Origin of the sequence: Antarcticirhabdus aurantiaca (assembly GCF_009765365.1) — a bacterium.
GTDB lineage: Bacteria > Pseudomonadota > Alphaproteobacteria > Rhizobiales > Rhizobiaceae > Antarcticirhabdus > Antarcticirhabdus aurantiaca.
In genome coordinates, this window is sequence record NZ_VTOM01000013.1 from 83,925 (window position 1) to 102,571 (window position 18,647).

Sequence of the window (18,647 nt, forward strand, 5' to 3'; positions counted from 1 at the left end):
AATGCCGACATTCGAAACGACGCGCCGCGTCCGCCATTCGCCCGACCAGATGTTCGCGCTCGTCGCGGACGTCGAGACCTATCCGGAGTTCCTGCCCCTTTGCCAGCGGCTCGCCGTGCGCTCCCGCCGGGAGAGGGACGACAAGACGCTGCTGATCGCCGACATGACGGTCGCCTACAAGCTGGTGCGGGAAACGTTCACCTCACAGGTTCTCCTGAACCCGGCGGAGCGTCGGATCGAGGTGAAGTACGTCGACGGTCCGTTCCGCTACCTCGACAACCGCTGGACCTTCGAGCCGGCGGCCGATGGCGGCTGCGAGGTGCGGTTTTTCATCGACTACGAGTTCAAGAGTCGGACGCTCGGGCTGCTGATGGGCTCGATGTTCGACTATGCCTTCCGCCGCTTCGCCGAAGCCTTCGAGGCGCGGGCGGACGCAGTCTACGGCACAGGCGGATCCTCGTCAGCCGCGATCGCCTGACTGCTCCGCCTCGATCAGGAGTTCGAGGGCGGTGCGGACGCTGGCCGTCCGCACCGCCGCCCTGCCGATGTCGCCGAAGCGTTTCTCGACATGATGGGTTTCCCCGCCGCGCACGGCACATGCGAAATGGACGAGGCCGACCGGCTTCTCCGCGCTGCCGCCGCCGGGCCCGGCGACGCCGGTGATCGAGACCGTCGCCTTGGCACGCGAGGCGCGCAGGGCGCCTTCCGCCATCGCGATGGCGACGGGCTTCGATACGGCTCCGTGGGACGACAGCGTTTCCGGATCGACACCGAGCAGGTCCCGCTTCGCCTCGTTGGAATAGGTGACGAAGCCGCGGTCCACGACGGCGGACGATCCGGGAATCTCCGTCAGGGCTGCCGCGACGAGGCCGCCGGTGCAGGACTCCGCGGTTGCCACCGCGGCACCGGCTCGGGTGTAGAGCTCGATCACGCGGGCGGCGAGCGCGGCGATGCTCGCTTGGCTCTCGGTGCTCACGACCTGCTCTCCCCGTAGACGACGCTCGCCGTCGCGATGGCGGCGATTCCCTCGCGGCGCCCGACGAAGCCGATCGTCTCGTTCGTGGTTGCCTTCACCGACACGCGCTCGAGAGACAAACCGGTCATTTCTGCGATGGCGGCGCGCATGGCCTCGCGATGCGGCGCGATCTTCGGCGCCTCGCAGATGAGCGAGATGTCGGCATTGCAGATCCGGCCGCCCGCCGCGGCGACGACGGCGACCGCCTTTTCCACGAAGATGCGCGACGGGGCGCCGCGCCATTGCGGATCGGAGGGCGGGAAGTGGTCGCCGATGTCGCCGGCGCCGCAGGTCGCGAGGAGGGCGTCGGTCAACGCGTGCAGACCGACATCCGCGTCGGAATGCCCGTCGAGCGCCCGATCGTGGGGGATGCGGACCCCGCACAGCGTGACGTGGTCTCCGTCGACGAGGCGGTGAACGTCGTAGCCGTTGCCGGTTCGAACGTCGATCATGGGGGCGTCTCCGAAGCGTGCCCGTGCCTGGGCGAGGTCCTGCGCGGTGGTGATCTTCACGTTGGCGGGGTCGCCTTCAACGAGGCGCACGGCAAGGCCGTCCCATTCCGCGATGGATGCGTCGTCGGTGAAGGTCTGCGAGTCGGCCGCTGCCGCGCGGCGGTGGGCCGCGAGGATCTCCTCGAATCGAAAGCCCTGAGGTGTCTGGGCGGCATAGAGGCGCGATCGGTCGAGGGTCTTCACGACTTGCCGGCCGGCCGCCTCCTTCACCGTATCGGTGAGCGGCACCGTCGGCAGGGCCCCGGTGCCGGATGCGATCGCCGCGAGGGTGCGGTCGATCACGGCCGGGCTGGCGAAGGGGCGCGCGGCATCCTGGATCAGAACGATGTCCGGTGCAGTCGCCGCGAGGCTTTCCAGCCCCTTCCGCACCGACTCCTGCCGCGTTGCGCCGCCATGGCTGATCCGGACGCTCTCGGCGTCGCGGCCCAGCGCCTCGGCGCACAGGTCTTCGTCGTCGGGGTGAATGACGATCTCGATCGTCGTCACGGCTGGATGCTCGCGGAACGTCCGCAAGGTGCGCCGAATCATGGCCTCGCCGCCAAGCAGCCGATACTGTTTCGGCCCCTCGGCCGGCGTTCCCACGCGCTCTCCGCGGCCGGCAGCCACGATGAGAGCGGCGATTCGGGGGGGCGGTGTATATCCGGTCGTGCTCATGCGCAATGCATTAGCGGAAGGGCAGGCATGGCCGCAAACTGCTTGTATTATGAGCACTGCCGGTTACATTGCGCCTGAATGACGCGATTTTCGACACCCACGGCTGATGCCTATGGAATGTGCGACGTGGTGGGGGCTGAAAACCTCATCGCGCCGCTCGTCGTCGGCTGTTTGACGCTGCCGAACCGGGCGTTCCTCGCACCACTGTCCGGCATCACGGATGTGCCGTTCCGGCGTCTGGCGCGCGGCTTCGGTGCCGGGATGGTCGTATCGGAGATGGTTGCCAGCGGTGAACTCGCGAAGGGCAACGACGAGGCGCGACTGCGCGCCATGCGCGACGGCGAGGGCATTCATGCAGTCCAGCTCGCGGGCCGCGACCCCGCTTGGATGGCCGAGGCGACGCGCCGGCTGGTGGACGGAGGCGTCGACCTCGTCGACATCAACTTCGGATGTCCAGCGAAGAAGGTCGTCGGTGGTCTCTCGGGCTCGGCCCTGATGCGCGAGCCCGACATCGCCATCAGCCTCGTCGATGCCGTGCTCGGCGCGGCCGGTTGCGTTCCGGTGACGGTGAAGATGCGGCTCGGTTGGGACGAGCAAAGCCTCAACGCGCCTGAAATCGCCGGGCGCGCCGTCGAGGCGGGTGCGGCGATGGTGACCGTGCACGGACGCACCCGCGCCCAGTTCTACGAAGGGCAGGCGGACTGGCATGCGATTCGCCGCGTCCGTGAGGCGGTGCCGGTTCCGCTCGTCGCGAACGGCGACCTGATCGACCCGGCGCAGGCCTCGTCGATGCTGGCGGCGAGCGGCGCGGATGCCGTGATGACCGGGCGCGGCGCGCAGGGGCGGCCCTGGCTGCCGGCGCTGATCGGCGGCGCCGTCGATGCCGCGGCCCTTGCCGCCGTCGATCTCGGCGACCTCGTCTGTGGCCATCACGCGGCGATGCTGGAGCATTACGGCGTCCCGGCCGGCATCCGGCACGCCCGCAAGCACCTCGGTTGGTACCTGGATCGGCTGGCGTCCGTCGACCCTTCGCCGGGTCTTGCCGGGGACCGAGCCGCCCTGATGACGGCCACCGACGCCGGCATCCTGACGCGCACGCTCCGCCGCCTGTTCGCCGGCACGAGCGCCTTCGACGTCGAGCCCTTCTTCCACCGTCCCGCGACCCGTTCGGAGGCTGCCTGAGCCGTGAAGACGCCCGCCGAATTCTCCGCCGACGGAGCCCATCAGAACTGGGTGCTCAACTCGCTGCCCCATCCGATCGTGGTGATCGGGTCGGACAACCGCTTCGTCTTCGCCAATTCGGAAGCCGAGCAGTTCTTCTCGGCCGGCGCGGCCTACCTCGCCAAACGGCGACTCAGCGACTTCATCCCGGAGGACAGCCCGCTCTTCTCGCTGGTCGAGCAGGTCCGGCGCGAGCGCTCGCGCATCAGCGAGTACCGCGTCGACGTGTCCTCGCCGCGCCTCGGATCCGACCGGCAGGTCGATCTCTACGTGTCCACCGTGCCCGACGCGCCGGAGCGCGTCGTGATCATGATCCAGCTGCGCTCGATCGCCGAGAAGATGGACCGCCAGCTCACGCACCGCTCGGCGGCGCGGACCGTGACCGGACTCGCCGCCATGCTGGCCCACGAGATCCGCAACCCGCTCTCGGGCATCAAGGGGGCCGCCCAGCTCCTCGAAACCAATGCGAGCGACGAGGACCGGGTGCTGACCCGGCTGATCCAGGAAGAAAGCGACCGGATCGTCAAGCTCGTCGACCGGATGGAAGTCTTCTCCGACCAGCGGCCGATCGAGCGCTCGGCGGTCAACATCCATTCGGTGCTGGAGCACGTGAAGACGCTGGCGAAAAGCGGCTTCGCCCGGGGCTTCAAGATCACCGAGCTCTACGATCCGTCGCTGCCGCCCGTGCTGGCGAATCGTGACCAGCTCGTCCAGGTCTTCATCAACCTCCTGAAGAACGCGTCCGAGGCCGTCGCCTCGCGCGAGGACGCCGAGATCAAGCTCTCGACCGCCTATCGCCCGGGCATGCGGCTGACCGTGCCGGGCTCCAAGACCAAGGTGACGCTGCCGCTCGAGTTCCTCGTCGAGGACAATGGCGGCGGCGTGCCCGACGACATTCGCGAGAACATCTTCGATCCCTTCGTGACCACCAAGCCGAGCGGCTCGGGCCTCGGCCTCGCCCTCGTCGCCAAGATCGTCGGCGACCACGGCGGCGTCATCGAATGCGAATCGCAGCCGGGGCACACGCTGTTCCGCATCCTGATGCCCGCTTGGCGCGACAGCGGGGATCCCGACATCAAGCCCGCTCGCGGGCGCACGGCTTCCACCCTTGGGGACGGAAACACATGACCACCCAGATCCTCGTCGCGGACGACGATGCGGCCATCCGCACCGTGATCTCGCAGGCGCTGATGCGCGCCGGCTACGAGGTGCGCGTCACCTCCAACATCGCGACGCTCTGGCGATGGATCGCGGCCGGCGAGGGCGATCTCGTCATCACCGACGTGCTCATGCCCGACGGCAACGCCTTCGACGTCCTGCCGCGCATCAAGAACACGCGTCCCGACCTGCCGGTCGTCGTGATGAGCGCGCAGAACACCTTCATGACGGCCATCAAGGCCTCGGAGAACGGCGCCTACGACTACGTTCCCAAGCCCTTCGACCTGACCGAGCTCGTCTCGATCGCCAAGCGCGCGCTGTCCGAGCCGAAGAACGCCGCCAAGGTCGGCAATGGCGAGGACCTGGGCGAGGCGATGCCGCTCGTCGGCCGCTCGCCGGCCATGCAGGACATCTACCGGGCGCTGGCGCGCATGATGCAGACGGACCTGACCGTCACCATCACCGGCGAGTCGGGAACCGGCAAGGAGCTCGTCGCCCGCGCGCTCCACGACTATGGACGCCGCCGTAAGGGGCCCTTCGTCGCCATCAACATGGCGGCGATCCCGCGCGACCTCATCGAATCGGAGCTGTTCGGCCACGAGAAGGGCGCCTTCACCGGCGCGCAGAACCGCGCGAGCGGCCGCTTCGAACAGGCGGAAGGCGGAACGCTGTTCCTCGACGAGATCGGCGACATGCCGATGGAGGCGCAGACGCGGCTGCTGCGCGTCCTCCAGCAGGGCGAGTACACGGCCGTCGGCGGGCGCACCTCGATCGCGACCGACGTGCGAATCGTCGCCGCGACGAACAAGGACCTGCGCCAGCTGATCCAGCGCGGCTTCTTCCGCGAGGACCTGTTCTACCGGCTGAACGTCGTGCCGCTGCGGCTCCCGCCGCTGCGCGAGCGCATCGAAGACCTTCCCGATCTCGCCCGACACTTCTTCCAGGAGGTGCAGAAGGAGGGACTGCCGCGCAAGACGCTGAGCCAGGGCGCTTTCGACGTGATGCGCCGCTATTCGTGGCCCGGCAACGTGCGCGAGCTCGAGAACCTCGTCCGCCGGCTCTCGGCGCTGTATCCGCAGGACGAGATTTCGGCCGAGATCGTCGAGCACGAGCTCACCAACGATCTGGCGCGCAGCTCGCCGGCCGATCCCAACGGTTCCGAGCCCATCGACCTGTCGGCCGCGGTGGAGCGATATCTGTCGGACTACTTCTCCTCCTTCGGCGACCAGCTGCCGCCGCCGGGGCTTCACGCCCGCATTCTGAAGGAGGTGGAGTATCCGCTCGTCGCCGCAGCCCTGGCCGCGACGCGCGGCAACCAGGTCAAGGCGGCCGATCTTCTCGGCGTGAATCGCAACACGCTCCGCAAGAAGATCCGCGACCTCGATATCTCCGTGGTCCGCTCGATCCGCTGAGCCCGGGCGGTACCCGACGAAAAATTCTGGCAAGTTCGTTGTGGTTTGGCCACAATGCGTTGCTTCATGGCAACTGATCGCCATAAAAGCGTCGGTCTATGACAACGCACACCGCCCACGACCACTCCATGTTCCCGCTGCGCCCGGAGCGCCGGCGCTTCATGCTGATCCCCGGCATCATCGCCGTGGTCGGCGCGCTGGTGACGGGGGCGATCTCCTTCGTCGTCCTGATGGGAATGACGCCGATTGCGCCCACCGACACCGTCGTGACGGTCGCGACGGTGGTGAACGGCGGCTTCGCGCTGGTTCTGTGCGGCCTCATCGGCCGGGAGCTCGCGCGGGTGGTGAAGGCCCGGCGCGCGGGAAAGGCCGCCTCGCGCCTTCACGTGCGCATCGTTGTCCTCTTCGGGATCGTCGCCTCGCTCCCGGCGATCCTCGTCGCCATCGTGGCCTCGATCACGCTCGATCTCGGCCTCGACCGCTGGTTCGAGAATCGCACTCGCTCCATCGTCGAGTCCTCGATCAACGTCGCCCGGGCCTACGTCAACGAGAACGCCCGGAACCTTCAGGGCTCGACGCTATCCATGGCCTACGACCTGGATCTGCGCCGCCGCATCTTCGATCTCGATCGGACGGGCTTCCGCGCCTTCATGACGGAGCAGGCGAAGGGCCGCTCGATGCTCGGCGCGCAGCTCCTGACGGCGGACGGCACGCCCTTCATGAAGGCGGACCTGCCCAACGACCAGCCGCTGCCGGCTCCGCCGCGCGACGCGCTCGAACAGGCGGCGCAAGGCAACCTCGTCTTCATTCCGCCGGGCGTCACCAACCTCGTCGGCTCGATGTACAAGCTGCGCGAGATCGACGACGCCTTCCTCTACACGCTGCGCGCCGTCGACCCGGACGTGATCCAGGCGCTGCGCATGACGGAGGAGGGCACTGCCGAATATAACGGCCTGCGCTCCAACCGCTTCGGTCTTCAGGTCGCGTTCGCGCTGCTCTACCTCGGCATCACGCTCATCGTGCTCCTGTCGGCGATCTGGACGGGCATCGGCGTCGCCGACAGGCTGGTGCGACCGATCCGCCTCCTCATCAACGCCGCCGACGAGGTGAGCGACGGCAATCTCGCGGTCTCGGTGCCCGTCCGGAATTCGGACGGCGACGTCGCTGCCCTGTCGAACACCTTCAACAACATGATCCGGCAGCTGCGAAGCCAGCGGTCCGAGCTGGTCCAGGCGAAGGACGTGATCGACGAGAGGCGACGTTTCACCGAGGCGGTGCTCTCGAGCGTGACGGTCGGCGTGATCGGCGTCGAGCCCAACGGGACGATCACCATGATCAACCCGTCCGCCGAGCGGATCCTCGCGACCGCGGCGCAGACCGCGGTCGGTCGGAACCTGGCGGCGCTCTTTCCGGACCTCGCGCGCATCGCCGAGGCCGCCGCCGGTACGAGGCGCCACGAGCATCAGGAGCAGCTGAAGCTGCGCGTCGGCGACCGCGACCGGACGCTCGACGTCCGTGTCACCGCGACCGACGAGGTCGACGGCAGCGCCTCGGCGGTGCTGACGATCGACGACATCACCGATCTCGTCGAGGCGCAGCGCTCCTCGGCCTGGGCCGACGTCGCGCGGCGCATCGCGCACGAGATCAAGAACCCGCTGACGCCGATCCAGCTCTCGGCCGAGCGGATCCGTCGGCGCTACGGCAAGGTGATCGAGACGGACCGCGAGGTCTTCGACCGCTGCATCGAGACGATCGTCCGGCAGGTCTCCGACATCGGCCGGATGGTCGACGAGTTCTCGACCTTCGCCCGCATGCCTAAGCCGACGATGGAGCCGCGCGATCTGCGCGAGGCGCTTCGCGAGGCCGTCTTCATGCGGGAGATGGGTGACCACGGGGTCCGCTTCGAGGTCGATCTCGGCGACCAGCCGCTGCTCGGCCTTTACGACCTGCGGATGCTCGGCCAAGCCTTCGGTAACCTCGTCAAGAACGCCGTCGAGGCTCTGGAAGCGGCCGAAGGCGTCGAAGGACTGGTGCGCGTCCGGGCGGTGGTCGAGGACGGCGTTTATCGCGTCGACATCATCGACAATGGTGTAGGCTTCCCCAAAGAGGATCGCGATCGCCTTCTCGAGCCCTATATGACGACGCGCGAGAAGGGCACGGGGTTGGGACTGGCCATCGTGCGCAAGATCATCGAGGAACACGGCGGCACCATAGCGCTGGACGATGCCCCCGACGGGGCGCGCGGCGCGATGGTGCGCATCCGGCTGCCGGCCGGTGGCGTCGATGCCTATTCCGGCAATCCGAGAGCCGATCGTTCGGCCGAGCATTCAGAGGAACGGTGAACAGATGCCATCCGACATTCTCATCGTCGATGATGAAGCGGACATCCGGGAGCTCGTGGCGGGCCTCCTGGAAGACGAAGGGCACGAGACCCGCATCGCCGGCAATTCGGATGCGGCGCTCCAGGCGATCGCCGATCGCGTGCCGAGGCTCGTCTTCCTCGACATCTGGCTGCAGGGCAGCCGCCTGGATGGACTCGATCTCCTCGACGCGATCAAGGCGCAGCACCCGGAAGTGCCCGTCGTCATGATCTCCGGCCACGGCAACATCGAGACTGCCGTGTCCGCGATTCGCCGCGGCGCGTACGACTACATCGAGAAGCCCTTCAAGGCGGACCGGCTGATCCTCATCGCCGAGCGCGCGCTCGAAACCTCGAAGCTCAAGCGCGAGGTGCTGGAGCTGCGCAAGCGCTCGACGGACTTCGCCGAGCTGATCGGCAAGTCCAACGCCATGAACCAGCTGCGCTCGGTGATCGAGCGCGTCGCTCCGACCAATTCGCGCGTCATGATCCTCGGCCCCTCGGGATCGGGCAAGGAAATGGTGGCGCGGGCGATCCACGCCTCGTCCTCCCGCGCGGAAGGGCCGTTCGTCGCGCTGAACGCCGCCGCGATCACGCCGGAGCGGATGGAAGTCGAGCTCTTCGGCACGGAGACGCCGCCGGGCGTCGAGCGCAAGGTGGGCGTCTTCGAGGAGGCTCATCGCGGCGTCCTCTACCTCGACGAGGTCGGCGACATGCCGAAGGAAACGCAGGGCAAGATCCTGCGCGTCCTCACCGAGCAGACTTTCGAGCGCGTCGGCGGCTCCAAGCGCGTCAAGGTCGACGTGCGGATCATCTCGTCGACCTCGCAGAACCTCGAATCGATGATCGCCGACGGCCTCTTCCGCGAGGACCTCTATCATCGGCTGGCCGTGGTTCCGATCACGGTGCCGCCGCTGTCGGAGCGCCGGCAGGACGTCCCGCTGCTGATCGAGGCCTTCATGCGCCAGATCTCGGAGCAGACCGGCATCCGCGCCCGGGAGATCAGTCCCGAGGCCATGGCGGTGCTGCAGTCGAGCGACTGGCCCGGCAACGTCCGGCAGCTGCGCAACAACATCGAGCGGCTGATGATCCTGTCGCGCGAGGACGACGACGGCGCGCCGATCTCCGCCGACATGCTGCCGAGCGAAGTCGGGGACATGCTGCCGCGCACGCCCAGTCAGTCGAACGGCCAGATCCTGGCGCTGCCGCTGCGCGACGCGCGCGAGGTCTTCGAGAAGGAGTACCTCGTCGCGCAGATCAACCGCTTCGGCGGCAACATCTCGCGCACCGCCGAGTTCGTCGGCATGGAACGCTCGGCCCTGCATCGCAAGCTGAAGTCGCTCGGCATCTGACGGCGCGCCGCGCGAGGGGACGGACGACGGCGGGGCGGCGATGCGCATCATCATCTGCGGAGCGGGGCAGGTCGGCTACGGCATCGCCGAGCGCTTGGCGGCGGAGCACAACGACGTCGCCGTGATCGACACCGCGCCGGCGCTCGTCCAGGTGGTGCGCGATACGCTCGATGCGCGCGGCTATGTCGGCCACGGCGCCCATCCCGACGTTCTCGCCGAGGCCGGCGCCGAACAGGCCGATATGCTGATCGCGGTCACTCACTTCGATGAAGTGAACATGGTCGCCTGCCAGGTTGCGCATTCCCTGTTCAACGTGCCGACCAAGATCGCGCGCGTGCGCTCTCAGGCCTATCTCAGCCCGCATTGGCAGGATCTCTTCTCGAGCGAGCACATGCCGATCGACGTCGTGATCTCACCTGAGATCGAGGTCGGCGAGATGGTGCTGCGCCGCATCGCGCTGCCCGGCGCGTCCGACGTCGTGCGCTTCGCCGATGGCGAGATCGTCCTCGTCGGCATCGAGTGCCGCGAGGACTGCCCCGTCGTCGACACGCCTCTCAGCCAGCTGACCGAGCTCTTTCCCGACCTCGGGGCGACGGTGGTCGGCATCCTGCGCGGCGGACAGCTGACGATCGCGCGCTCGCACGATCACATCCTGACCGGCGACATCGCCTATGTCGTGGCGGCGCGCTCGCAGGTGAAGCGGACGCTCGGCCTGTTCGGCCACGAGGAGCCGGAGGCAGGCCGCATCGTCATCGCCGGTGGCGGCAGCATCGGCCTCTACGTCGCCCGGCAGATGGAGCAGCGCAGCCTCAGGGCGAAGGTGCGGGTCATCGAACCGAATCGCGACCGCGCGAACCTGATCGCCGACCGGCTGAAGCGCGCCATCGTTCTCAACGGCAGCGCGCTCGACCAGACCCTCCTGGAGGAGGCCGACATCGGCTCGACGGACCTTCTCGTCGCGCTGACCAACGACGATCAGGCGAACATCCTGTCCAGCGTCATGGCTAAGCGCCTCGGCTGTCGATCGAGCCTGACCCTTATCAACAATGCGAATTACCAGAGCTTCGCGCACACGCTCGGCATCGACGCCTTCGTCGATCCGCGGTCGATCACCATCTCGCGGGTTCTCCAGCACGTGCGCCGCGGGCGCATCCGGGCCGTTCACTCGATCCAGAACGGCGCGGCCGAGATCATCGAGGCCGAAGCGCTGGAGACATCGCCGCTGGTCGGCTCGGCGATCCGGGATCTCGCGCTGCCGCCGACCTTGCGCATCGGCGGCATCATGCGCGGCGGACAGTACCTGCGCCCGGACGGCACCACGCGCATCCGCGCGAAGGACCGCGTCGTGATCTTCGCCGCGGCGTCCGCCGTGCGTCAGGTCGAGCAGATGTTTCGCGTCAGCCTGGAATTCTTCTGACGTCGGCCCAGAAGCGCCCTGGGGCAAGGTTGGGCGCTCATGGTGACCTTGGTCGTGGCGACCCGGACACGATGCGCAATCGCGCAAAGTCGGGACGCGGTGCGGCCTTTTCGGCGGACGCCCGATTGATCAGTCTTCGTCCGGTTGCTACTCAGAACGTTAGCTTCGGTCCGTCAGCCCGTCGAGACATTTTCGAACGCTGGATGTGTATCAAAAGAATTCGCAGGCAAGGAAATTGTTGAAATGGCCGAACGGTCGCAAAATCTTCAGGATCTCTTCCTCAATACGGTACGCAAGCAGAAGATCTCGCTGACGATCTTTCTCGTCAACGGTGTGAAGCTGACCGGCGTCGTAACGTCGTTTGACAATTTTTGTGTCCTGCTTCGACGCGATGGGCACTCGCAACTCGTCTACAAGCACGCCATATCTACGATCATGCCGTCGCAGCCCGTGAACATGCAGGACTCGGGCGAGGAAGACAGGAAGAGCTGATTGACTGAACTGAACGAGAAGACACAGGCGCGCGGTCCAATCGAACACCGCAGCGTTCCGACGCGGGCAGGGGTGTTCGCGCCGGTCTTCCGCCAAAAACGCGGGCAGGGCGCCGATGTGGCCGACGCCCCGCAGCGCGCGGACGAGGACCGCCTCGCCGAGGCCGTGGGCCTCGCCGCGGCCATCGACCTTGAGGTCGTGGCGAGCGGGATCGTATCCGGCGCCAAGCCGCGACCCTCCACGCTGATCGGCGAAGGAAAGGTCGAGGAACTGAAAGGCATCGTGGCGGCCGAGGAGATCGGCCTCGTGATCTTCGATCACCCGCTGACGCCCGTCCAGCAGCGCAACCTCGAAAAGGAACTGAACGCCAAGGTGCTCGACCGCACCGGCCTGATCCTCGAGATCTTCGGTCGACGCGCGCGCACCAAGGAAGGTCGGCTCCAGGTCGAGCTGGCGCATCTGAACTACCAGCGCGGCCGGCTCGTGCGCTCCTGGACCCACCTCGAGCGCCAGCGGGGCGGCGCCGGCTTCCTTGGCGGGCCGGGCGAGACGCAGATCGAGTCCGATCGCCGGCAGCTGCAGGAGAAGATCAAGCGCCTGGAAAAGGAGCTGGATGCGGTGCGCCGTACCCGCACGCTCCACCGCGCCAAGCGCAAGAAGGCGCCGCATCCGGTCGTCGCGCTCGTCGGCTACACCAATGCCGGCAAGTCGACGCTTTTCAACCAGATCACCGGGGCGGGGGTGATGGCGCAGGATCTCCTGTTCGCCACCCTCGATCCGACGCTGCGCCGCATCACGCTGCCGCACGGTGCCGAGGTCATCTTCTCCGACACGGTGGGCTTCATCTCCGACCTGCCGACCCACCTCGTCGCTGCCTTCCGGGCGACGCTCGAAGAGGTCATCGAGGCCGAGCTGATCCTCCACGTGCGCGACATGGCCAATCCGGACGCCAGCGCTCAGGCGAGCGACGTGCGCCGCATCCTCAGGAGCCTCGACATCGACGTCGACGATCCCGATCACGTCGTCGAGGTCTGGAACAAGGTCGACCTCCTCGACGAGGATGCGCGCGCCCATCTGGAGACCGTACGCGAGAGCCTGATCGAGGGGCAGACCGCGCACCTCGTTTCGGCGGTGACGGGCGAGGGTATCGACGGCCTGTTGAACACTGTGGAAAACCGGGTCGCAGGTGCGCTCAGCGAGATGCACATCGACGTGCCGACGGATGGCATGCCGATCCTACCCTGGCTCTACGAGAACGCTGCCGTCCTGGAGCGAGAGGACGGCGACGACGGGCGCGTGCGATTGACCGTAGAGATGACGGCTCAGGCCCGCACCGACTTCGCGCGGATGCAGGCGCGCTATCCCGGTGTCGGCGTGAGCTGACGCGGTCGCCGGATCAGTCCGGCGACCGACTCCCGATCCCACGCCGCTTGGCCTCGACCCAGAGCGCTTCCATCTCGTCGAGACTGGCCAGCGGCGGCGTATCGCCGCCGCTCCGGCGCGCCAGCTCGCTTTCCACGAAACCGAAGCGCGCCCGGAATTTCGTCGTGCAGGCGCGCAGGGCCTGTTCCGGATCGATCTCGTGATGGCGGGCCAGATTGACGAGGCTGAACAGGAGATCGCCCATCTCCTCGCTCATGTCGCCGGCTGATCCGGCCGCGACCGCCTCGTCGAACTCCGCGAACTCTTCCTCGATCTTGGCGCGGATCGGCGGAGCGCTCGTCCAGTCGAAGCCGATGCGAGCCGCGCGCTGCTGCACCTTGAGCGCCTCCGTCAGAGCCGGAAAGCCCCGGGGCACCGAAGCGAGAAGGCCGCTGTCGGGAAGCGTCTCCCGGTCCCACTCGTCTCCGACCGCTTCCGCGACATCGGCGAACTCGCTTCGCTGACGCCTGGCCTCGGCCTTTTCCACCCGTTCCTCGGCCTTGATCCGCTCCCACTGGCCCTTGGCGGACCGTGCCGAGCGTGCCTCAGCGTCGCCGAAGACGTGCGGGTGCCGCCGGACCATCTTGCGAGTGATGCCCTCGACGACGTCGGCGAAGTCGAAGTAGCCGCGCTCGGCGGCGAGCTGGGCGTGGTAGACGACCTGGAGAAGCAGGTCGCCCAATTCCTCGCGAAGGTCCTCGACGTCGCGGCGCTCGATCGCGTCGGCGACCTCGTAGGCTTCCTCGATCGTGTAGGGCGCGATGGTCTCGAAGCTCTGCTCGATGTCCCACGGGCAGCCGTCGACCGGATCGCGCAGCGCCGCCATGATCTCGACCAGCCGTGACACGTCGCGAGAAGCTTCCATCATCAACTCCGCATTCGAGCAGCCACGTCGGGCGCGCCACACCTGCCGACCGGCCTAGAGCCGTCCGGCCGAGCCTGCAAGTGAGCAGCCGCGCTGCGTGAGCCGAACCGGGTAGCGGATTTTCGACGATGCGCTTCGAGGACAAAGCGGCGCCGAAGATCGCCAAGAGGATCAGGGGAGAGGCTCAGTCCGGTACGGGTCCCCATCATTCACCCCCATATAAATGTTGCATAAGATAGATTATGGAACATTATTGATGGCGTGGCGAGTGCGTACAATCGGCACCATCGTTGGGCTGCGATGCGGCGTGCTGGTGGACGACCAATCAGGTCGGCATCTGGCGAAGCCGAACGATCCCCTGCGCACACGGCGCAGGAGCCCGGTGTCGTGACCTCATCTCATGTCGGTCTTGCAGCCTCGTTATCGGAACATCTCCGGTGGCTCTTCCTGATACGAAAACGGGCGGCATCCTTCCGGATGCCGCCCGTCCGTCCAGACCTAGCAGAGGATGTCAGTCTCCATCCTCGTAGCTGAAAGCGGGTGCGTTGGTGAGCTCGTCCTTGGAGGTGTTGACCAGGGCCCGCAGCGTCCCTTTCTGGTCGGCAAGCACGATGCTGGATGGCTTCAGCAGGACGTAACGTTCGCCGATGCCGAGGAAGCCGCCGACGCTGACCACGACGCCGCTGATCGTCTTGCCGTCCTGGATCGCGAGGTCCTTGATCTCGCCGATCCGCTCGTTCTCGTTGTTGTAGACGTGAAGGTCGTCGAGCCGCGACGCCATGATGTCGGCCTCGGAAATCGTCACGAACTGCAGGTCAACGTTGGCCGTCGTGCCCATCATCATGCCGCCGGTGTCGGATCCGGCAGCCGGTGCGGTCGTCGCCGGGGCCGCTGCGTCGGCAGGAGCGGCAGGCGTCGCGGTCTGCGCCATGGCGGAGGTCGAAAGGAAGAGTGCGGCTGCTGCCGTCAAGATCGTGTTCTTCATCGGTGATGGCTCCATCCGGCCGGGGACAACGTGACCCGACTTCCTGCCCTCAACATTCGCGCGACAATTCGGTTCGAGGAACTTAAGCGTGTCCCTAAGTAGTTCGTAGCTATATGTTGGCGCGAGTGTTCGTGGTGGACGGCACTATTTCCAACGTATGTTTCGAAATTTTGCGAAGGCGTGGCGGTTTCGCAATGAAGACCGCTTCAGACGCAGCAATGATTGTGATCTTTCAGTCGTATGACGGAGCTGTAGCGAAGATGCAGCAGGCGTCTATTCCGATTGTCGGCGCTGCCGGTCGAATTCCGCACGTCTTTGTGTCCATCCGGACCATGCAGAGCAGAAGTTCTGCTTCTCAGCATGCGAACGCCCGTGCGCTTGTCTTCGGCAAACTGCCTATCAAGGGATCGAAATCACCCTGGTTCTGACGCCTTCAACGCGGTGCAGCGATCACCAAAACCGCTTAGCCTGCAACTCGCCGTTGGGCAGGATGCAGGCCGGCGGATCACCCCTGCCGCTCATCATAGGCGGGGCAAGTTGGGTATGGAGATTTATCTGCCGGGCTGTCGATGCGACGCGCCGGTCAGTCGAGGTCGAACTCGATCGTCAGGCCGTCGAAGGCCGGCCGGATGTGGTCCGGCAGCAGGCGTGAGACAGTCTCGTAGTCGAGCGGCGTGTGCATGTGGGTCAGCGTGGCCTCGGGCACGCCGAGACGGGCGATCCAGTCGACCGCCTGGTCGAGCGACAGGTGTGACGGATGCGGCCGGTATTGGAGCGCGTCGACGACGATGTGACGCGCGCCGCGGATCGCTTGCTGAGCGCCCGGAGGAAAATCGCTGACGTCGCTGCAATAGGCCAGCGCGCCGATGCGGAAGCCGAGCGAGACGATGCTGCCGTGCTGCTGCTCGAACGGCAGGATGTCGATCCGGCCGCCGTCCCCGTCGATGCTGAACGTCTCGCCGGCGACGATGCGGCGCCGCTCGACGATCGGCGGATAGTCGCTGCCGGGCGGCGTCTGGAAGCAGTAGCGGAAGCCTTCGAGGACGCGCTCGTAGGTGTCGTCATTGCAGTAGACGGGCACGAGGCCACGCTTGATCAGCGCGAAGCCGCGCAGGTCGTCGAGCCCGTGGATGTGGTCGGCGTGCTGATGCGTCAGGACGACGGCATCGAGCATGGGCACGTCGGCGGACAGCATCTGCTCGCGGAAGTCCGGCCCGCAGTCGATGTTCACCCGCGTCGTTCCGCGCGGCCCGATCCGCTCCACCAGGGCCGAACTGCGGCGACGCCGGTTCTTCGGGTTCGTCGGATCGCAGGCGCCCCAGTCTCCGCCGATGCGCGGCACGCCGGGCGACGACGCGCAGCCGAGGATCGTGAGGCGCAGCCGGTCGCTCAACGAGCCGCGTCCGACTGACGAGGATCGACGGCCTTGGAAAACAGCCGGAAGAAGTTCTCGCTCGTCCGCACCGCGATCGTGTCGAGGTCGACGCCCTTGATCCTGGCGAGCACCTCGGCGGTGTGGAGGACGTAAGCCGGCTCATTGCGCTTGCCGCGGAAGGGCGGCGGCGCAAGGTAGGGCGCATCCGTCTCGATCAGCAGGCGGTCCAACGGCACGTCTTCGGCGATGGCCCGGATCTCGTCGGAGTTCTTGAACGTGAGGATGCCGGAAAAGGAGATGTAACCACCGAGCGCGAGGCCGCGGCGCGCGAGCTCCGCCCCGGACGAGAAGCAGTGGAGAACGAAGGGGAAGGCCCCCTTCCCCGATTCGTCTTCCAGAATCGCGATCATGTCGTCGTCGGCGTCGCGCGCGTGGATGACGAGCGGCAGCTGCGTTTCGCGGGCGGCTTCGATGTGGGTGCGGAAGACGCCGGCCTGCACGTCGCGCGGCGCCTTGTCGTAGTGGTAGTCGAGACCGGCTTCACCGATGCCGACGATCTTCGGATGCCGGCTCAGCTCCACCAGTCGGTCGGCCGAGACATCCGGTTCCGCTGCGGCGTTGTGGGGGTGCGTGCCGACCGTCGCGGCGATGCGCTGGTCGGTCTCCGCGATTTCGAGGAGACGCTCGATGCGGCTGACGAAGGTCGAGATCGTCACCATGAACCCGATGCCGTTCGCTCCCGCGCGCTCGATCAGCGCATCGCGCTCACCGTCGAAATCCGGAAAGTCGAGATGGCAGTGGCTGTCCACCAGAAAGGGCCGCATGCCGTGTTCCTTCGCTCGATCCGCTCGGCGCCCCGATCAGCTCTCGGGCTCGACATAGCGCGGAAACACGGCCTTCGGCGCGGGCAGCGCCGTTCCCGGCTGCAGCATCGCGCCGCCACTCAGAGCCGCGAAGCTCCGCCCGTCCTCCGGCACGCCGAGGAGGTCGAGCAGGGCCGCAGCGCTCTCCGGCATGAAGGGCTGGAGGAGGATCGAGACGCGCCGGATCGTTTCGGCGGTCACGAAGAGCACCGTCTCCATCCGTGCCGGGTCGGTCTTGCGCAGCGCCCAGGGCTCCTGGCCGGCGAAGTAGCGGTTCGCTTCGGAGACCACCGCGATCACCCGCGCCAGCACGGCGTGGAGCTCCTGCCGCTGCATCGCCGAGCGCGCTTCGGCGAGGACCGCGCCCGCGGCATCGAGCATCGCCGTATCCGCCGGCGTGAACGCGCCCGGCGTCGGCACGACGCCGCCGACGTTCTTCGCGATCATCGACAGCGATCGCTGGGCGAGATTGCCGAGATCGTTGGCGAGCTCCCCGTTGATGCGCGCGACGATCGCCTCGTGGCTGTAGTTGCCGTCCTGGCCGAACGGCACCTCGCGAAGGAGGAAGTAGCGCACGGCATCGAGCCCGTAAGCCGCAACCAGCGCGAAGGGGTCGATGACGTTGCCGACCGACTTCGACATCTTCTCCCCTCGATTGAACAGGAAGCCGTGGGCGAAGACGCGGTCTGGAAGCGGCAGACCCGCCGACATCAGGAAGGCCGGCCAGTAGACGGTGTGGAAGCGAACGATGTCCTTGCCGATGACGTGGAGGTTGGCCGGCCAGAAGTCGGAGCGCGGTCCGCCGTCGGGATAGCCGGTCGCCGTCAGGTAGTTCGTCAGGGCGTCCACCCAGACGTACATCACGTGACGCTCGTCGCCCGGCACCGGAATGCCCCAGTCGAAGGTGGTGCGCGAGACCGACAGATCGCGCAGGCCGGAGCGCACGAAGGACACCACCTCGTTGCGCCGCTCGGCCGGCCCGATGAAGTCCGGGTGCGCCTCGTAATGCGCCAGCAGCCGCTCGCCGAAGGCGGAGAGGCGGAAGAAGTAGCTTTCCTCCTCCACCCATTCGACTGGCGTGCCCTGAGGCCCGTAGCGCACGCCGTCGGCGCGCAGCTCGGTTTCGTTCTCGCCGTAATAGGCTTCGTCGCGGACCGAGTACCAGCCGGTATAGGCATCCTTGTAGATGTCTCCGGCCGCGACCATCCGGTTCCAGATGTCCTGGCTGGCGCGGCGATGCCGCTCCTCCGTCGTACGGATGAAGTCGTCGTTGGATGCGTTGAGCGCCCGGGCCATCGCCTGGAACTCGGCGGCGTTGCGGTCGGCCAGGGCTCGCGGCTCGATCCCTTCCGCGCGCGCCGTCTGCATCATCTTGATGCCGTGCTCGTCGGTTCCGGTCAGGAAGAACACATCGAAGCCATCGAGCCGCTTGAAGCGGGCGATCGCGTCGGTCGCGATCAGCTCGTAGGCATGGCCGATGTGGGGCCGCCCGTTCGGGTAGGAGATCGCGGTGGTGACGTAGAAGCGCTCAGCCATAGGGCCTTC

General features: G+C 67.0%; 17 protein-coding genes. 10 read left to right on the top strand and 7 right to left on the bottom strand.

Translation table 11 applies throughout. The annotated features are described in order from the left end of the window. Position 1: 1 nt before the first annotated feature. Positions 2–478, top strand: a complete 477-nt coding sequence (locus FZN60_RS16235; RefSeq protein WP_158874550.1) for a type II toxin-antitoxin system RatA family toxin — start codon at positions 2–4, stop codon at positions 476–478. On the opposite strand, the gene FZN60_RS16240 is transcribed toward FZN60_RS16235, so the two are convergent. Both FZN60_RS16240 and FZN60_RS16245 read right to left on the bottom strand, forming a co-directional pair. Continuing rightward, on the bottom strand, positions 461–976 hold the full coding sequence (locus FZN60_RS16240) for a CinA family protein (protein WP_422570233.1): 516 nt from the start codon (positions 974–976) through the stop codon (positions 461–463). The two genes, FZN60_RS16235 and FZN60_RS16240, sit on opposite strands and share 18 nt — an antisense overlap. Further along, on the bottom strand, positions 973–2,181 hold the full coding sequence (locus tag FZN60_RS16245) for a bifunctional 2-C-methyl-D-erythritol 4-phosphate cytidylyltransferase/2-C-methyl-D-erythritol 2,4-cyclodiphosphate synthase (RefSeq protein WP_158874551.1): 1,209 nt from the start codon (positions 2,179–2,181) through the stop codon (positions 973–975). Before FZN60_RS16245 ends, FZN60_RS16240 begins: the two co-directional genes overlap by 4 nt. A 117-nt stretch (positions 2,182–2,298) precedes the next feature. Between FZN60_RS16245 and dusB the strand changes: the two genes are divergently transcribed. The 8 genes from dusB to hflX all read left to right on the top strand — a co-directional run bounded on the left by dusB (position 2,299) and on the right by hflX (position 12,975). Continuing rightward, a complete protein-coding gene (gene dusB, locus FZN60_RS16250) occupies positions 2,299–3,363 on the top strand; it encodes a tRNA dihydrouridine synthase DusB (protein ID WP_158874552.1) in 1,065 nt (354 codons plus the stop codon). Positions 3,364–3,366: 3 nt separating this feature from the next. Then, positions 3,367–4,530 carry a two-component system sensor histidine kinase NtrB gene (locus FZN60_RS16255; RefSeq protein WP_246726865.1) on the top strand — a complete coding sequence of 388 codons (1,164 nt, stop codon included), beginning with the start codon at positions 3,367–3,369 and terminating at the stop codon, positions 4,528–4,530. Then, positions 4,527–5,972, top strand: a complete 1,446-nt coding sequence (ntrC, locus tag FZN60_RS16260; protein ID WP_158874553.1) for a nitrogen regulation protein NR(I) — start codon at positions 4,527–4,529, stop codon at positions 5,970–5,972. The genes FZN60_RS16255 and ntrC overlap by 4 nt, the downstream gene beginning before the upstream one ends. A gap of 98 nt (positions 5,973–6,070) precedes the next feature. Further along, positions 6,071–8,314: a sensor histidine kinase NtrY-like gene (locus FZN60_RS16265; RefSeq protein ID WP_158874554.1), complete on the top strand. Its 2,244-nt coding sequence runs from the start codon at positions 6,071–6,073 to the stop codon at positions 8,312–8,314. A 4-nt stretch (positions 8,315–8,318) separates the two neighbouring features. Further along, complete coding sequence (gene ntrX, locus FZN60_RS16270; RefSeq protein ID WP_158874555.1) at positions 8,319–9,683, top strand: nitrogen assimilation response regulator NtrX; 1,365 nt, start codon at positions 8,319–8,321, stop codon at positions 9,681–9,683. 40 nt (positions 9,684–9,723) lie between these two features. Beyond that, complete coding sequence (gene trkA, locus FZN60_RS16275) at positions 9,724–11,100, top strand: Trk system potassium transporter TrkA (RefSeq protein WP_158874556.1); 1,377 nt, start codon at positions 9,724–9,726, stop codon at positions 11,098–11,100. A gap of 243 nt (positions 11,101–11,343) precedes the next feature. After that, entirely contained in the window at positions 11,344–11,592 is a 249-nt protein-coding gene (gene hfq, locus FZN60_RS16280) for an RNA chaperone Hfq (RefSeq protein ID WP_158874557.1), read from the top strand. A 9-nt stretch (positions 11,593–11,601) separates the two neighbouring features. Further along, on the top strand, positions 11,602–12,975 hold the full coding sequence (hflX, locus tag FZN60_RS16285) for a GTPase HflX (RefSeq protein WP_158874622.1): 1,374 nt from the start codon (positions 11,602–11,604) through the stop codon (positions 12,973–12,975). A gap of 13 nt (positions 12,976–12,988) precedes the next feature. On the opposite strand, the gene mazG is transcribed toward hflX, so the two are convergent. Together mazG and FZN60_RS16295 are read right to left on the bottom strand one after the other, a co-directional pair. After that, positions 12,989–13,879: a nucleoside triphosphate pyrophosphohydrolase gene (mazG, locus tag FZN60_RS16290; protein WP_158874623.1), complete on the bottom strand. Its 891-nt coding sequence runs from the start codon at positions 13,877–13,879 to the stop codon at positions 12,989–12,991. A gap of 511 nt (positions 13,880–14,390) precedes the next feature. After that, positions 14,391–14,810 carry a PRC-barrel domain-containing protein gene (locus FZN60_RS16295; RefSeq protein WP_246726866.1) on the bottom strand — a complete coding sequence of 140 codons (420 nt, stop codon included), beginning with the start codon at positions 14,808–14,810 and terminating at the stop codon, positions 14,391–14,393. Between the two features lie 185 nt (positions 14,811–14,995). Between FZN60_RS16295 and FZN60_RS16300 the strand changes: the two genes are divergently transcribed. Beyond that, a complete protein-coding gene (locus FZN60_RS16300; RefSeq protein ID WP_158874559.1) occupies positions 14,996–15,292 on the top strand; it encodes a hypothetical protein in 297 nt (98 codons plus the stop codon). A gap of 155 nt (positions 15,293–15,447) precedes the next feature. Here the strand turns inward: FZN60_RS16300 and FZN60_RS16305 are convergent, their stop codons facing one another. From FZN60_RS16305 to metG, 3 genes are read right to left on the bottom strand one after another with little or no spacing between them, the layout of a single operon-like run. Next, on the bottom strand, positions 15,448–16,257 hold the full coding sequence (locus FZN60_RS16305; protein WP_158874560.1) for an MBL fold metallo-hydrolase: 810 nt from the start codon (positions 16,255–16,257) through the stop codon (positions 15,448–15,450). Then, entirely contained in the window at positions 16,254–17,063 is an 810-nt protein-coding gene (locus FZN60_RS16310) for a TatD family hydrolase (RefSeq protein ID WP_158874561.1), read from the bottom strand. Before FZN60_RS16310 ends, FZN60_RS16305 begins: the two co-directional genes overlap by 4 nt. A 36-nt stretch (positions 17,064–17,099) precedes the next feature. Then, positions 17,100–18,638: a methionine--tRNA ligase gene (metG, locus tag FZN60_RS16315; protein ID WP_158874562.1), complete on the bottom strand. Its 1,539-nt coding sequence runs from the start codon at positions 18,636–18,638 to the stop codon at positions 17,100–17,102. Positions 18,639–18,647 lie beyond the last annotated feature (9 nt).

What these genes read in the sequence shown, in the direction of transcription:
- FZN60_RS16235 (WP_158874550.1), top strand. Translation starts at nt 2, where the DNA reads ATGCCGACATTCGAAACGACGCGCCGCGTCCGCCATTCGCCCGACCAG.
- FZN60_RS16245 (WP_158874551.1), bottom strand. Translation starts at nt 2,181, where the DNA reads ATGAGCACGACCGGATATACACCGCCCCCCCGAATCGCCGCTCTCATC.
- dusB (WP_158874552.1), top strand. Translation starts at nt 2,299, where the DNA reads ATGTGCGACGTGGTGGGGGCTGAAAACCTCATCGCGCCGCTCGTCGTC.
- ntrC (WP_158874553.1), top strand. Translation starts at nt 4,527, where the DNA reads ATGACCACCCAGATCCTCGTCGCGGACGACGATGCGGCCATCCGCACC.
- FZN60_RS16265 (WP_158874554.1), top strand. Translation starts at nt 6,071, where the DNA reads ATGACAACGCACACCGCCCACGACCACTCCATGTTCCCGCTGCGCCCG.
- ntrX (WP_158874555.1), top strand. Translation starts at nt 8,319, where the DNA reads ATGCCATCCGACATTCTCATCGTCGATGATGAAGCGGACATCCGGGAG.
- trkA (WP_158874556.1), top strand. Translation starts at nt 9,724, where the DNA reads ATGCGCATCATCATCTGCGGAGCGGGGCAGGTCGGCTACGGCATCGCC.
- hfq (WP_158874557.1), top strand. Translation starts at nt 11,344, where the DNA reads ATGGCCGAACGGTCGCAAAATCTTCAGGATCTCTTCCTCAATACGGTA.
- mazG (WP_158874623.1), bottom strand. Translation starts at nt 13,879, where the DNA reads ATGGAAGCTTCTCGCGACGTGTCACGGCTGGTCGAGATCATGGCGGCG.
- FZN60_RS16295 (WP_246726866.1), bottom strand. Translation starts at nt 14,810, where the DNA reads ATGGCGCAGACCGCGACGCCTGCCGCTCCTGCCGACGCAGCGGCCCCG.
- FZN60_RS16310 (WP_158874561.1), bottom strand. Translation starts at nt 17,063, where the DNA reads ATGCGGCCCTTTCTGGTGGACAGCCACTGCCATCTCGACTTTCCGGAT.
- metG (WP_158874562.1), bottom strand. Translation starts at nt 18,638, where the DNA reads ATGGCTGAGCGCTTCTACGTCACCACCGCGATCTCCTACCCGAACGGG.